Source organism: Pseudomonas sp. QS1027, from assembly GCF_002814235.1.
Taxonomy (GTDB): Bacteria; Pseudomonadota; Gammaproteobacteria; order Pseudomonadales; family Pseudomonadaceae; genus Aquipseudomonas.
This window is the reverse complement of the sequence record NZ_PHSU01000015.1, coordinates 201,126-216,253: the sequence shown is the minus strand read 5'-3', so window position 1 is coordinate 216,253 and position 15,128 is coordinate 201,126. Positions and strand designations below refer to the sequence as shown.

10 protein-coding genes and 1 pseudogene are annotated in these 15,128 nt (G+C 62.5%); 3 read left to right on the top strand and 8 right to left on the bottom strand.

Annotated features, from left to right (window positions below):
• Nucleotides 1-5 precede the first annotated feature (5 nt).
• Genes CWE01_RS15205 through bcsQ form a run of 7 tightly spaced genes read right to left on the bottom strand, consistent with a single transcriptional unit; the run spans nt 6 to nt 12,088 of the window.
• Nucleotides 6-683 carry a cell division protein FtsQ gene (locus CWE01_RS15205; RefSeq protein ID WP_100941355.1) on the bottom strand — a complete coding sequence of 226 codons (678 nt, stop codon included), beginning with the start codon at nt 681-683 and terminating at the stop codon, nt 6-8.
• Nucleotides 680-1,366 carry an SGNH/GDSL hydrolase family protein gene (locus CWE01_RS15200; protein WP_100941354.1) on the bottom strand — a complete coding sequence of 229 codons (687 nt, stop codon included), beginning with the start codon at nt 1,364-1,366 and terminating at the stop codon, nt 680-682. Before CWE01_RS15200 ends, CWE01_RS15205 begins: the two co-directional genes overlap by 4 nt.
• A 19-nt stretch (nt 1,367-1,385) precedes the next feature.
• Nucleotides 1,386-5,282, bottom strand: coding sequence for a cellulose synthase subunit BcsC-related outer membrane protein (locus CWE01_RS15195; protein ID WP_100941353.1), 3,897 nt, complete (start codon nt 5,280-5,282; stop codon nt 1,386-1,388).
• Nucleotides 5,264-6,445 (bottom strand): cellulose synthase complex periplasmic endoglucanase BcsZ, encoded by a 1,182-nt coding sequence (bcsZ, locus tag CWE01_RS15190; RefSeq protein ID WP_100941352.1) that lies wholly within the window; start codon nt 6,443-6,445, stop codon nt 5,264-5,266. The genes CWE01_RS15195 and bcsZ overlap by 19 nt, the downstream gene beginning before the upstream one ends.
• Entirely contained in the window at nt 6,442-8,748 is a 2,307-nt protein-coding gene (gene bcsB, locus CWE01_RS15185) for a cellulose biosynthesis cyclic di-GMP-binding regulatory protein BcsB (protein WP_100941351.1), read from the bottom strand. Before bcsB ends, bcsZ begins: the two co-directional genes overlap by 4 nt.
• Entirely contained in the window at nt 8,745-11,006 is a 2,262-nt protein-coding gene (gene bcsA / locus CWE01_RS15180) for a UDP-forming cellulose synthase catalytic subunit (protein WP_100941350.1), read from the bottom strand. Before bcsA ends, bcsB begins: the two co-directional genes overlap by 4 nt.
• Nucleotides 11,003-12,088 carry a cellulose biosynthesis protein BcsQ gene (gene bcsQ / locus CWE01_RS15175; protein WP_100941349.1) on the bottom strand — a complete coding sequence of 362 codons (1,086 nt, stop codon included), beginning with the start codon at nt 12,086-12,088 and terminating at the stop codon, nt 11,003-11,005. The genes bcsA and bcsQ overlap by 4 nt, the downstream gene beginning before the upstream one ends.
• A gap of 355 nt (nt 12,089-12,443) precedes the next feature.
• Here bcsQ and CWE01_RS15170 point away from each other — a divergent pair, with 355 nt between their 5' ends.
• On the top strand, nt 12,444-13,148 hold the full coding sequence (locus CWE01_RS15170) for a hypothetical protein (RefSeq protein ID WP_100941348.1): 705 nt from the start codon (nt 12,444-12,446) through the stop codon (nt 13,146-13,148).
• Between the two features lie 104 nt (nt 13,149-13,252).
• On the opposite strand, the pseudogene CWE01_RS15165 reads toward CWE01_RS15170, so the two are convergent.
• Nucleotides 13,253-13,405: pseudogene (locus CWE01_RS15165) on the bottom strand (transcriptional regulator); the annotation flags it as partial.
• A 208-nt stretch (nt 13,406-13,613) separates the two neighbouring features.
• On the opposite strand from CWE01_RS15165, the gene CWE01_RS15160 reads away from it, so the two are divergent.
• Both CWE01_RS15160 and CWE01_RS15155 read left to right on the top strand, forming a co-directional pair.
• Nucleotides 13,614-14,282: an EcsC family protein gene (locus CWE01_RS15160; RefSeq protein WP_100941347.1), complete on the top strand. Its 669-nt coding sequence runs from the start codon at nt 13,614-13,616 to the stop codon at nt 14,280-14,282.
• 144 nt (nt 14,283-14,426) lie between these two features.
• A complete protein-coding gene (locus CWE01_RS15155) occupies nt 14,427-15,125 on the top strand; it encodes a membrane lipoprotein lipid attachment site-containing protein (protein WP_100941346.1) in 699 nt (232 codons plus the stop codon).
• The last annotated feature ends 3 nt before the right edge of the window (nt 15,126-15,128 follow it).

The window sequence follows — 15,128 nt, the reverse complement described above, 5'->3', positions numbered from 1 at the left end:
CCGATTCAGTTGGACAAGCTATCCGTGGCGGTAATCAGGCGCGGCCCCGACGACGATGGCAGTAATAACAAACTGTAGCGCTTGTTCGCCTCCAGTGCGCCGAGTTCGACCGCCGAACCCACCGGGCTGCCGGCACAGACCAACTGCACCGCCAGCGAGGCCCGCGGGTTCAGCTCCTGGCGCCGGGGGTTGCCGGCGGGCGCCTTCTGGAACAGGTCGACATCGCGTCCGGCCAGGTTGATCCGTGCGTCAGTGCAAGCAGGGTCGGCATCGAAGAATGCCAGCGAGGCCTTGAGCTGGTTGGGGATATCGAAGGCTTCGCTGACCACCACTTGACGGATGCCCTGTTGCTCATCCGCCAGGGCGAACACCGTGGCGAAATCGCCGGCATTGACCTTCACGTCCACCGGCACGCTTTTGCCATCGCGACTCAAGGTGCCCCTGATCGGCCGACCGCCGGACACCGGGATAAAGCCGCTGACCACCTGGCCCTTCTCCAGCTTCAAGCTGCTGCTCGCCCCTTCCGGGGTCAGTTCCAGGGGCGTGTCGAGCGCATTGACGAAACGCAGATAGGCCGAGTCCTGGGACGGACCGGTGGGATACAGGGCAATCGGCCCACTGAAGGCACTGGCACTCAAGGCCAGGCCGGCCAGGGCGCCAACGGCATTGAAAATCCGTTTCACTTTGCAGCTCCTTTCACTGCCGTGGCGGGCAGTTCGTTCAATGATTTGCCGATGGCCGCGGCCCATAACTTGTAGCCGGCGATGGTGAAGTGCTGGCCGTCGGAGGTGGTCCACTCACCGGGCTTGGAAAACTTCGTCGAGTCGATATAGGTGCACGGCGCGACCATATTGGCCAGGGTGCCCGCCACCAGTTGGGTACGGACCTGGTTCTTGCCGTACTGGTTTTCGTTGGTGTTGCTGCCGTTGGCCTTGCCCCATGCCGGGCCGACCCAAACACACTTGGCGCCGCTGTCGGCGATCTGCTTGGTCAGCGCGGTGACACTCTGGTAGGCCCAGACCTTGGGAAACGGCGTGGTCTTATAGGAGGCCATGGTGTCGCCCATGATCAGCACCACCAGGTCCGGTTTGTCCTTGGCGATCACGTCCTTGATCGGCTGCGTGTCCAACGTGCCGCGACTCATCACCTTGATCTTTTCACCCGGCTCGCGAATCGCCCCGCAGTCGAGTTTCAGCTTGGGCGTGACCCAGTCCGCCGGGTTGGCGCCACAGGCACCGATGGCGTGAACCTGGGCGCCTTGCTGGGTCAGGTTGTCGTAGAGCGGGTTCATCAGCGAGTCGGGAAAGCTCATATGGCTTTCGCCAATCACGAGTAGGGTCAAACCAGCCAGTACAGAAGAAGCCATCAATCATTTCCTCGTTGCATCAATTCGAATAGGGGGAGCCAAAAGGGCTGACCGGCAGGGCCATAGGCCCGGTCATGTTCTCGAAGGTGTAGCGCAGGTACACACCGCCGCTGAGCTGTCGGTAATCGCTGGCGTTGTCCACGCCCAGCGTGCCACCGAGGAAGAAGCGCGAACCGAACTTGTATTCGCCCGCCGCATTGAGGCTGTATCCGACGCCGGTCTTGCTCTCGCTGCCATAACCGGTCAGCCCGGCAGCGGTGGCCCGTGGTTGCAGATCGCTGTTGCCGGGGAAGACCTCGGCGCTGTCCTGGCCGATATGCTGGACGCCCACCGAACCCTTGACCCGGTAGGTGAAGTTCTCGGTGCGTTGCGACCAACTGATCGGTACGCCCAGGGCGAAGAAGGTCTGCGGGCTGAAGTAGCCGCCATGGCCCACGGTGAAGAAGTCCTGGTTGTTGGCATAGGTCAGCGCCGAACCACTCAGGCCCAGGGTGAGGATGCTGTCGGGGGCATTGCGCAGGTACCAGTAGATACCGCTGCCCAGTTCGAAGCGGTTGTTCGACTCGACGTTGTTACCCAGCAGTACATGTCCCGAACCATAGCCGTAGGCGCCGAATTTCTGGTCGTCGTAGCTCAGCTCGCCACGCACGCCGTTGGCCGTGACGCCGCCCCACTTGTCGCCCGTGCGCGGATCGCGAGAACCGGCAAAGGAGGTCACGCTGTCGGTGACCGCCCGCCGCGAGACACTGACGCCGTAGCGGTAGTCGGAGTTGCCGTCGAAGGGGCGATTGAGGCTGACGCCACCAATCGGCGTGCTGTAGAGGAAGCCCATGGGACTGACACCGAGATCCGCCTTGAGGCCTTGCTCCTTGTCCCGATAGGCCACGGCCACGCCGACACCGCTGGCGGTCTGCGAACCGACCGGGTCGAGGCCGCTGGCACCGAAGCGCGCCTGGGCGGAATTGCCCGGGCTGCCTGAAGACAGCGACACCGGAGTGATCTGCAACGCCATGCTGGCGCTGTTATCGCCCACCGGCACGCTGACTTCGAAGGGGGCCTCGACATCCGTCAGTTTGCTCAGGCCCTTTTCGCCGTTGTTGCTGCGCACGGTCAGGCCCTGGACGGCATAGCCGGTACGGTCTTCAACGATCTCGTTCAAGGCCTGTTGCGCCGGACTCAGCGTCGGGCGCGAAGTACTTTCGCGGGCGTAGGGATCACCCAACGGATTAACCGAATTTGCCGCGATACCGGTCCCGCGTCCGACCGCCGTCGGTACCGTGTCACCGTCGCGGGCGCCCAAACCTGAACCCAGGCCCACGACAGGGGCATTGATCGGCGGCGGAACCAGGTTCGACGAGGCCAGGGTCGTCGCCTCCCGACGTTGACCGGGTAAACCGACAAAGGGGTTGGCCGACTGCGTCGCGGCTTGCGGAGCCGCCGCCACATAGATCTCCTGGCGCTGGCTGTCTTCGATTTCGATGGCCTTGCGCAGCAGCTTGCCGGCCTCACCGGTCTTGCCCATGCCGCGATAGATTCGCGCCGACGCGGTCAGGGTCTGGGGTACCCCGGGCTCCAGTTCAAGGGCCTTTTTCACCGACTGTTCGGCCAGGTCGAAGTCGCGTCCTTGCAGGGCGACATCGGCCAGGCCCAGCTGCAATTTGGCATTGCCCGGGTCGGCCTTGATCAGCGGTTCATAGAGTTCCCGGGCCTTTTGCGTATTGCCGCTGGCTGCATACATCCGTGCCAGAGACGACACTGCCTGGCTGTCATTGGGCCGCTGCTTGAGGGCTGGCGAGAGCATGTCGAAAGCCGCCACCAGGTCGTTCTTTTCCCGCAACTCATCGGCCTGCTTGATCCGGTAGAGGAACAACAGGTCTTCATAACGCTTGCTGGCGGTCTCGCTCATCGGCTTGCCCTGCAAGTCCCGCAGGATCTCACTGGCCTGGGCGTCCTGATCGGCCTTGAGCAGCACCCCGGCATAGAGCAATTGCAGGTCGGGGGTCGACGGCGAGTGGTCGAGCACCTGGCGCATCAGGCTGACGGCCTGCTGCGGATTGCCGGCTTCGGCATAGGCGGAGGCCAGCACCGCGACACGCTCGGGCTTCTGCCCGGCCAGCGGTTCGCAGCGCGACAGCAGTGCCCAGGCTTCCTGGCGCTGACCACGGCGGGCCACATCGACCGCCAACTCGGTCTGGATATGCAGACGGATATCCAGCTCCATGTCGTTCATGTCGCTGCTGCGCTTGGCTGCGGGGATTCGCGACAAGGTGCGCTGGGCCTTGGTCCACTCACCCAGCTCGGCCGAGAGCAAGGTGCTGGTGTAGAGCGCGTCGGGCTGATCGGGTTGCTGCTTGAGCAGTTCGTCGATCAGGTCCCGGGCCACCTGGGTCTGGCCGTCGCGCAGGTACACGCGGGCCAGGGCGAAACGGGTCCAGGGATTTTTCGGGTCGTCGGCCAGGGCCTCCTTATAGGCCTTTTGCGCCGCCGCCAGATCGCCGCGACGTTCCGCCAGCTTGGCCACCTGGATGGCGCGCAGGGCACGAATTTTTACCGTGGGCGCCAGGCGCGCCTGGTCCGCCGCCGACAGCCCGTCGATCAGACGCAAGGCCTCATCGGACTTGCCCGCCCGCGACAGCACGTTGATCAATCCGGCGAGGGCCTCCGGATAATTCGCAGTCCGCGCCAGCACCTGACGGTAGCCCGCTTCGGCGGCATCCAGTTGTCCGGCCTGGGACTGCCAGTTGGCCAGGGCGGTGGGACCGGCCGGCTCGGCTGGGTTCTTGGCGATCGCCTGTTCGATCAGCGCGCGGGCCTGGGTTTGCCGACCCGCACGCTGGGCATCGCCGGCCTGGTCCAGCAGGATCCAGTAACGCACGTCCTCGAGGGCCGCGTTCCACTGCGCGCCACCCGCCAGGCGGGTGGCTTGTACCAGGTAGCTTTCGGCCTCGCCCAGGCGCTTCTGTTGCTGGCGCACGATACCCATGCCGCCGAGGGCATCGTAATCGTTGGGACGTTCCTTGAGACGGGCCTGCAAGGCCTGTTCGGCAGCGGCGATATCGCCGGCATCGAGGGCCTTGAGACCACGGGCCACCTGCGGGTCGCGCTGCCAGCCGGCACCGCCACGGCCCTGGGCGATGCCCTTGTCCATCAGCGCCCGGATCTCGCTATCGTCCGGGTGCGCCTGCAAATACTGCTGGAACAACGACACCTGGTCGCGGGAGGGCGGCCCCAGCCACTGCAAGGCGAAGCGCCAGGTTTCATCGGCATTGCCGCCGATGTCCGGGTTGTGCGACAGCCGCGCCAGGGCGCGGATGCCTTCCGGGCGACTGTCGGGATTGCGCGCCAGGTGCAAGGCCAGGAACAGGTCGAGGATCGCGTCGTCGGGACGCTCCCGCCGCAGCCGTTCCAGGCCCACCCGGGCCTCGGGCCAGCCACCGGTGGCAAAGCCCAGGGTGTTGTAGTACTCACGGGCGATCAAACCTTGCGGCTGATGGCCATCGAGCAATTGCCGGTACACCGCGACCGCCTTGTCGCGCTCGTCGGCGTCGCTCAATTCGCGGGCCTTTTCCAGCAGTTGCTGCTTGTCGTCCGGGCTCAGGGCGATGTCCTGCTCCAGCTGCAAGGCCAGCCGTGGCAACGGCGTGATCGCCTGCAACCGCGCCAGGTAACGACGGGCACCGTCAGGGCGTTTCTGTTGCAGGTCGATCAGGCCCAGGCCATAGAGCGCGTCGGGTTGCTCGGGGGACAGGCTCAACAGCTTGCTCCAGGCCTCGGCGGCCCGGTCGGGATGTTCCTTGGCCTGCCAGTAGTAACCCTGCTGGATCAGCAGCGACTGCGGGTTGCCGATCTCGGCGGCCAGGCCGGGCATGGCCGCCAGCGCGGCACACACCGCCAGGGCTAGGGTTTGCTGGCGCATGGAGCCTCCCAGGACACTTTCAAGGTACCGTCCTTGTTGAACTGATAACGTTTTTCAGTCCAGCCCAGCGAGAACAGGCTCAGCATCACGTGGTAATACTGGTGCTGGCTGTAGGCCGGATCGGCCGGATTGCTGTAGTGCGCGATGGCCTGATCGACGATGCGCTGCTGCTGGTCGGCCAGCAACGGCAGGCCCTTGGCCCGCAGGTACGGCACCAGGGACGCGGAGAAACCGTAAGGGCCGATGCCCTCGGTGACGCCGGTGACCACCTGGACCTTTTCCGGTGGCACGCCGGTGGAGGCAACGGACTGGGCCATGCCGTCGAGGTTGTCGAGGATCGGCTTGGCCAGTGGGTCGGCCGGCGAGGTCAGACCGGCCCACAGGTAGGTGCGGATGGCGTCGTAGCTGCCCTGGGCCGAGGTGAACTTGTCGACCACGAACATGCCCTTGTTGACGTCCGTGCCGCGGTAACCGACCCAGTCGGGCACGAAGCCGAAGCGATTCATGTTCTTGTCGGCGATCATCTTCGCGGTGCTGTCGGCGATCTCCTTCCAGGCGCCGGACGGGCTCTCCTGGCTGAAGCGGCGCAGCAACGGGATCGGCGTATAGCTGGCGTTGAAGCGCCAGAGTTCATCCGGGTGCTCATAGCCGACCGGGCCGGGCAAGAGCATCTTGCCCAGGCCCGGGATGTCGCGCACCAGGGTCTTGTCCAGGTTGGCCAGAATCCGCTGGGCGTCCGCGCGGTACTCGGGCTTGTGCCACAGGCGGTCGGCCTCCAGCAGCGCATAGGCGATCCAGAGGTCGGCATCGCTGGCGGAGTTGGTGTCGATCACGCCCCAGGTGCCGCTGCCGGTCGGGCCCCACAACCAGCCGGGCAGGTTCTGCGCGATATTGGCCCCGGCCATATTGTCGCGGGTCCAGTGCCAGAGTTCCTCGAAGGTCAGCGGATCATTGCCGACCAGGGCGAAGAACATCCCGTAGGCCTGGCCTTCGGAACTGCTCTGGTTGGGGTCCATGCTCGAACCGAGCATGCGCCCGTCCTTCTGCACGAACCGCTCGGCGTAGTCTTTCCACAGCGGCCAGTTCTGCAACGAGCAGGACTCGGCCTGCGCGGCCAAAGGCACCAGCAGCGCCAGGGACAGCAAGGTTCGACGCAGGATCATGACAGACGCTTCTTCGCACGGGCCCGCAGGAACAGGAACAGCAGGCTGGCCACCAGCAACAGGCCGACCACGGTCACCAGCAGCATCCAGTGCATGTTCTGCGACAACAGCCATTGCACGCGCTTGAACAGGTTCAGCTCACCGACGTAATACTGCTCGTCGGCTACCAGCGAAGTGATCTCCGTGCCCTGCACCACCGCCAGGCTGCCCTGGAGGCTGTCCTTGTAGGCGTCGCCGCCGATCATCGCGGCCGTGGCATCGGCCAACCCTTCAGGCTTGCCGCTGGCAATCACCACCACGCTGCGACCCGGCTTGAGTGGCGACTCGAAACCGGCCAGGTAGGTGCTGCTCTGGGGACCGGTATAGCTGACGTTCAAGGTCGGCTTGCGCTGGTTGGCCGCCGGGTCCGGGCTGATCCACTGGCGCACGCGCAGGGTCAGGTCGGACAGTGAGAAACGATGGTTGTCGCCCGAGACGCTGGCCGGCAAACGGTCGATCCACTGCTTGAGCAAGGGCTGGTTGTCGCCCGAAGCGAGCACCAGCAGGTCCTTGTCACTGACTGACTGCACCTGCGCGGCATCCACCACCTGCACGGCGGTGGCCGGGTAGCCGGTGGAGTCGCCGAAACGACCGAGCACGGTCAGGTAGGCGCTCCACTCCGCCGGCCCGCTGCCGTCGGGCAACACCACGGCGCTCTGGGAAAGGTCGGCCAGGCGGGTGAACGGGAAGCCGCTGTCGTTGAACACCCCCAGGTTCGGCAAGGCGATGTAATGGTTGTAGCCGGTCAGGTCGAGGGTCGAATCCGGGTCGACCAGGCCGCGCATGTTGTCGATGATGATGTCGCGGCATTCGCCCTGCTTGATGTAGTCGAACATGAACCGCAGTTGCAGTTGCGACTGCGCGCCGGCGGAACCCAGGGGAATGTGGACGATGGCCTCGCGAGGCAGGCTTTCATCTTTCTGCAACAGCGTCAGCAGGCTTTCGGCACCGCCCAGGCTCTTCATCGAAGGCAGTGGCATCGACTTCATGAAGGTGTTGTTCAGGCTCACCAGCAAAGAGGAATTGTTCGATTCCTGCTGCGGGGTGTAGCGGTATTTCAAGTCCAGCCGCACACCTTCTTCACGCCAGTTGAACATGTCCGGCGGCAGGCGCAACGGGATGCTGATGGAGCCCGGGTTGTAGCCGGAAACGCTGAGCAACTTGGGATCGAGCAGTTCGCCGAGCTTGACCGGGCGATCGGACGGCAGCCAGTTGGGCGCGTCGTAGGGCTTGCGCGGGCTCAGTGAATCAAGATGTTCGATCAGCACGCTGTTGCCCTCCAGCGCCTTGCTGCCCAGGGCCACGGCCGAAGCCGCGAGCTTGAGTTCGGCGCCGTCGCGACCGGCGACGATCAGGAGCTTGGCATGGGGGTCGCCAGGATGGGTCACCAGGGTGACCGTCGGGCCCTTCGGCGCGGCAATCGCCAGCCCACCCAGTTGCACAGCATCCTTGCTCTCGACCAGGACAACGGCGTTGCCCTTGTCCGGCAGTTGCCCGACGTTACTGGTGAAACTGGCGCCGCGATAAGCCGCCAGGGCCCCCAGCCACGACGACAGCGCACCGGCGCCTTCGAGGGCGGCGTGATCCGGTGCCTTGGCAAACACGAACGGCAGGTTCAAGGGCTGTGAGTCGCGGCGATCGAAAAACGGCAGCGGCAGGATCGACAGGTCGTCCTTGAGCGGGATCGGCGACACATTGAGTTCAAGCTCTGAACTGTTGTTGATCTTGGCCCACAGGCTGCTGTGCTGCGGGTCCTCACACTGCATGCTGTAGTGCCCGATAAATTGCAGGCGCAGGCGGTTGAACTCGGTGATCAGGTGCGCCGGGATAGTCACCACCTGCTCCTGCGGCTTGCCGGCACCGTCCTTGGGCAGCGCCAGGCTGGCGGCCACTTCATCGTTGACCAGCACGTTGATCTGCGACAGGTCGGCCAGCAACGCCGGCGAGTAGCTGTAGCGCAGTAGCAGTTGCGCACTGTTGACCACCTCGTCGGCACGGACGTTGAAGCTGACGCTGTCGGCCGCTTCCACGCCCTGCAGGTTCATGGTGTCCAGGCGCCCCAGTTGCTTGAGGGTCAGGCTGTGGCTGTAACTGCCGGCCGGCGTCTGTGGCGCGACACTCGTCGGCACCACGGGCGGCGTTGCGGCGGTCTCGGCCCAGGCGTTATGGACCAGCCCCCCCAGGCACAGTGCGGACGAAGCCAGGAGCATCAGCGGACGACGAGTGCGGCGCAGGGCGCCGCGGGTCAACGGTGTAGGGGTCATGACTTGTCCATAAGAGGTACTAGCGGTTTCAAAGGGGCGTTTTTTCTGGCGGGTGCGACTGGACGAACAGACGTGGCTTGATCGGCCGGGCGTCGGCGCGTCGGCAGTAACAGCGCCTTGATCAGCGTGCCGAGGCCGATCAGGCCAATGGCACTGACCTCGCGCAGGGCCGACAGCGGTGTATCGAGCTTGCCGCTGCCCCAACTGGTGGCCCAGGTGTCGGCGCGGGAGAAGGTCATGCGCACCAGTTCGCTTTGCTGGCGCAGGGTCAGCGGATCGAACAGCGCGCCCAGGTACTGGCCCTTGCTGAACACCACCGTGGTGTCGAACTCACAGGTCGCGGCGCTGCGGAACAACGTCACCCGCACCCGCTCGCCGGCCGTGACCGTGGTGCCCGCCGGCAACTTGATGCCGAGCCCGCGCTGGGAGAAGTCCTGGGTCGTGCCATACACCGGGGTGCCATCGGGCAACTCGACCTTGACCGGCAACTCGGCGCTGACCCGCGGTTCGGCGCGGATCTGCCGCGACTCACTGGCCACCGCCACGGCGGCGCTGGTGATGATCAGGTTGTAGAGGGTCCAGAGGGCATTGATCAGCACCGTGATCGCGGTGGCCGGATCGCCCCAGATCCATTGGTGGACGGCAAACCCCAGCCCGGTGAGGTTCAGCACCAGCAGGACGATATAGGGCCGGGCCAGCTTCCAGTCGAAGAACTGCTGGTCGATGATCCCGCCCTTGTCGGTGACGTTGAAGCCGCCAAAGCTGGGTTTGATCAGTGCCATCAGCACCGGCGGCATGATGTACCAGGCCAGCACCGTCTCGTAGACCTCGTTCCAGAACGAATGGCGGAAACGTCCCTGGATGCAGGAGTTGGTCAGGTTCGAGTGGAACAGGTGCGGCAGCACATAGGCAGTGATCATCAGCGCCGAGGCGTGGAAGATCTGCGCGCCGAAGATCAGGTACGCCAGGGGCGCGGTAAGGAACACCAGGCGCGGCAGGCCGTAGAAGAAGTGCAGCATGGCATTGGCGTAGCAGACCCGTTGGCCGAGCTTGAGGCCCTTGCCCATCAGCGGGTTGTCCAGGCGGAAGATCTGCGCCATGCCCCGGGCCCAGCGGATGCGCTGGCTGATATGCCGCGACAGGCTTTCGGTGGCCAGGCCGGCGGCCTGGGGGATCGCCAGGTAGGCGGTGTTGTAGCCGGCGCGGTTGAGCTTGAGGGCGGTGTGGGCGTCCTCGGTGACGGTTTCGATCGCCACGCCACCGATTTCTTCCAATGGCTGGCGCCGCAGGATGGCGCAGGAACCGCAGAAGAAGGTGGCGTTCCACAGGTCGTTGCCATCCTGCACCAGGCCGTAGAACAACTCGCCTTCGTTGGGCACGGCGCGGAAGGTCTTGAGGTTCTTCTCGAACGGGTCCGGGGAAAAGAAAAAGTGCGGCGTCTGCAACATCGCAAGCTGTGGGTCCTTTAGGAACCAGCCCATGCCGATCTGCAGGAAGGAACGGGTCGGCACATGGTCGGCGTCGAACATGGCGATGTACTCGCCGTCGGTGACCTTGAGGGCGGCATTGAGGTTGCCGGCCTTGGCATGGGCGTTGTCGTCACGGGTGATGTAGTTGACGCCGATGCTCTGGCAGAACCGCCGGAACTCGTCGCGACGACCATCGTCGAGCACATGCACCCGCAGTTTTTCCTTGGGCCAGTCCATCGCCTGGGCGGCGAAGATGCTCAGCTTCACGATGCTCAAGGCTTCGTTGTAGGTGGGGATGAACACGTCCACCGTGGGCCACTCACTGGGGTCGCCGGTGAGCAGTACCGGGCGACGGCGCAGGGGCCAGGCGGTCTGCACATAACCGAAGACCAGCACCACCAGGGCGTAGATCTCCGCCAGCACCAGGCCGTAGCCGAAGGCGATATCCAGCCAGCCTTCGAAACCGAGGGTCTCGGTCAGGCGCCAGTACATGTAGCGCAACGAGGCAACCAGCGAGAGCACGATCAGCAAGAGGATCGGCCAGCGCCCCGGCATGCGCTTGACCAGCAAGGCCAGGCCGAAGCACAGCGCGGCGAACAGGCACTGGCTGTACAGGTCCAGCGGTGCGCTGACGATGCTGATCAGCAACAGCCCGCCGATCAACGAAATGCCCAGGATCAGCGCCTTGCGCAGCGCCCCCGGCCATTGGTTGAAACGCTCCAGCCAGGCGTTGAGACGCAGTTCCGAGCGCCCCGGGAGATGGGGCGTGAGGTTGGGATCGCGGGTCATGACAAAGAGGACTCTTGCGTACCGTACATGAGCAGTTCGCACAGCGAACCTGTGAGGTCGAGGACGTCCTGGCAGCCTCGGGTGCTTGGGGTATGCGCCAGCGGATTACGGTCGTACGCCAAGGCTTCGCTGATGAAATGATCCTGGCGGATCACTCCCAACAGCTGCTGTCCTGTTCTTTTTTTCAGCACTTCGCAGAGGTCGAGGCTGAACTGGCGGGACGTGTCCAACTGGTTGATCACAACTTTGTATTGCGCGGGGTTTTCCCGTTGCAGGTAGGGCGCGAGTAGCCGGTCCAACTGATTGAGGCTGGTGTAGGCGGCCCCATCGGCGAGGGTCACGCCCAGCACCACATCGGCGATTTCCAACGCCTGGGCCAGGTAGACCGATGCCCCTGGCGGAGTGTCGATCACCAGTGTGTCCTGCTCATCCAGGGCCAGGTGCGCGAGTTGCCGGGCCAGCCACAGACGATCGTTTTCCAGGTGCTGTTCCAGGTTCCGACGCTGCGGCTCGCCGACCACGCCATAGGCCAGGCAACGGCTACCGGAAAAACCTTTGCGGATCAGCGGCTGCCAATCTTCGTCGGCACGGTCGGACTGGGCGATACCTGGCCAGTCCTCGCTGCCGCCCAGGTGCAGGCACAAGGCATTTTGTGGGTCCAGGTCGAGGGCGAGCGTGCGCCCACCGGAACGTTTGATCCCACAGGCCAAGGCGGCGGCCAGGGTACTCTTGCCCACACCGCCCTTGGCCGACACCACGACAATGACCTTGGCCTTGAGCTTTGGCACGCCCTGTCCAACAGGCTTCACGCCAGACACGCCGCCACGCTGTTGTTCGATTTCCACCAGCAGTCGGCTCAGAGGCGTGGAGCCGACGTGCGCCATGGGGGACAAGGGGATGATGCTCAGGGGGTCAACGGGCTGAGGGGCAAGGCTGGCGGTCACCGGCTCTGGCGCCAGGGCTTCGGACACTGGCGGCGACATGTCTTCGGTGTATTCGTAGCTGGGCTCGATCTCTCGGTAGCTCTCGACGCTCCCTCCAAATCGATTGAATAAATTCGCAATGTCATCTGAACGATGCATGTAGGTATCCCTTCGTACAAATAGATTCAACTCAAATGTAAGGGGACAAGCACACGTCTAGCTGCACATTCCATTGTCCGTTATTCCCGGATTGCTCCCTCCCCAAGCACTAGCAATTTGATAGCGTCATTATTTTGTTGTCCAATAGATTTTCATCAAATAAAAATAGGATATCGCCAAAAATTTGGCGAACAAGCTCAATCCCTTCATTTCACTGGTAAATTCCCTCCTCACGAGACCACTGACCGGTTGAGCCGTGACAATGGCGCGTGGGTCCAATAGATTAGGCGCCCTGAAATGCCCCGGCCTTTCGAGCCTCACCCCAGTTAAATGACACTGAAATAGCGAAATTTCGATGCCTGATTCCCATACCGATGAAGCCGTAACCTCCTTGTCCGCCAAAGGCGAATACGAAAACGCCATCCATCTTTCCCAGCATGTGCCCCAGGCCAAGAACATCAGCGAGATGGTTCTCGACGCCTTCCACACCTCGAAAGAGAGCGACCAGATTCGCGAATTGCGCTTGGCGATCCGCCAGGCGCACGACCGTTTCGACGACGACAAAGCCTACGAACTCATGGGCCAGCTCAAGCAACTCAAGGACGCCGAGGCAGCCGACATCGCCGCCCTGGAAGACCTGAGCACGAAGTTCCCGATCAGCCGGATCCTTTCCAGCTACAAGGACGATGCGGCGTTCCAGGAACTGGTCTATGGCTTGGCGCTCAAGGTGCTGAACCAGACTCACCAGGCGCTGAGCAACCCCAGCGCCGGCAAGAGCAAGGCCGCGCGTCCCAAGAAAGAAGCGCCGGTATTTGTCATCAGCAAGGACGACAGCAGCGTCACCTTCCCGCTGCGCACTCCGCGCAGCAAGGCCAATGCCGACCGCGAAGCCTTCGAATTCCTCGGCTTTGCCTTTGCCGGCCACGGCGACCTGGCCGAGTTGCTGAGCGAAACCTTTGTGGATAACGAAGGCAACGAACAGCCGGCGACCCGCCAGAACATCGTCACGGCGATTCAGCAACAGACGGCGTTTGCCGGGTATAGCGTCGTACAGCAATGACGCTGCGCCGCTGAATGGGAGCGGCGGCAACTGAAAGAGGCAGGTGTGTTTCGAGGTCAGTCGCGGTGAGGGCTGACCTGGGGATGGGCCTGCCTTTTTTCCCCCTGTGCCGATTCTCTGGCTTTGGCTACATAGCCAATCGCGCGAAGAAACTCATCCCTATCCCCATCAGCCTGGACTTGGGACAGGTACTCGTTGATAGCTTCGTCACTCTCCAGCAACACCGCCATGTCAAATGCAATGCGTGCTTGGCTCATGTTCAAACCTCCTGTGCCAGTTTCTTTGCTCGTCAGATAAAGAATCGAGGATTGAAAGGCGTGATGACAGCCCGGGTTTCTTTCTTTATGTTGCATGCGAAATATCAAAAGGCCATCATCTGCATTCAATATTGGATCCGGAAACCGTTCCCTTCGGTTTACCGCTACTGGCCGAGTATCTGTCTCGTCGCCACTTACAGGAGTTGCCATGTCGAATACCTTTACCGAGAACACGCTGACACAAGCTCTGGAATGGGCGTATGAAAAGGCTATGGACGGCATTCCGGGAACCGGCAACGCACAAGAGTTCGCGGACGAATACCGGAACAACAATGCAAACGCGCTGGATGCCGCAAACTCGCTGATTCGCTGGCAAAACACCAAGGCTGCAACATCAGGATTTTTAACCGGGTTAGGAGGCATCATCACGCTTCCTGTCACCATCCCAGCCAACGTTGCCAGCGTGATGTATGTGCAACTGCGGATGATTACAGCCATTGCCTACCTCGGCGGCCATGACCCGAAGGAGGATCGGGTCAAGACCCTGGTCTACACCTGCCTGGCTGGCAACGCGGCCAAGGATATTTTGAAAGATGTTGGTATTTCGATAGCGAACAAACTGGCAATCAGTTCAATCAATAAGATCAGCGGAGCCACGCTGACCAAGATCAACCAGGCCGTCGGCTTTCGGCTGTTGACCAAGTTCGGCAGCACCGGAGTCGTGAATCTGGGTAAGGCAGTTCCTCTTTTGGGCGGCCTTATCGGTGCCAGTTTTGACTCAATCACAACCAATACAATCGGCAATACCGCACGCGATATTTTTATTGGCGACGCAACTGAAAGTGTTACCACCAAAGAAGCAGCGATAGTCGAGTAGCCCCATAGGCCAATCGGGCAAGCGGCTTGGTCCTTCAAAGGGCCGATCCGCGCCCATACCAGCTGTCCTGATCACCTTCCCTCTAACACCTTGAAAATGAGATTCAGGGCATCCTCGTGCCTTGGAAGCTGAGACCCCATTTCCATGAAAAAACTATTGGCCGTGCTGTTCGCAACGCTGGTACTGACCGGTTGCGCGAACCAGAAACTGACCCCGGAACATCGTTCGCAAATCAAGACGGTCAAGATCCTGCCCGCTACGTGGAACCCCAAACAAATGACCTATATGGGTCGCGAACAGGCTTGGGGAATGGCACTCGGCGCCGGTGTGGGCGCCGGGATCGGTGCCGCCGCCGGAGCTTCGAATCTGACCAAGGCCGCCTTGGGCGGTGCCGGTTTTGCCGCAGGCCTGAAGGCCGGCGACCTGGCATCGATGTCGACAGTCGAGGCGATCATCTATCAGATGGAAACTGAAAAGATCGACCTGGGCACGTTGGTGACACAGGGCGTTATCGATCAACTGGCACAGAACCCTTCGATCAGACTGGTGGGCGAACAAGACCAGGCTGATGCGGTGATCCAGTTAAAGATTGATCAATGGGGTTTTGCCCTGACCCAGGGCTTCAGCAGTGTGGTCTACCCCACCATCGCTGTACTGGCTCAGATGACACGCGGCGATGAAAAGGTCTGGCAGCATGTCGAGGTAATCACAGCCTTCAACGGAGCCAATGTCTATGGCTATACGCCGCTGGAATATCGCACCGAACCTGAAAAACTGCGTGAAGCGCTGACCGGGATTTCCAAGATCGTGAGTCGCTCGCTGGCCGATGATTTCAAACAGTGACCT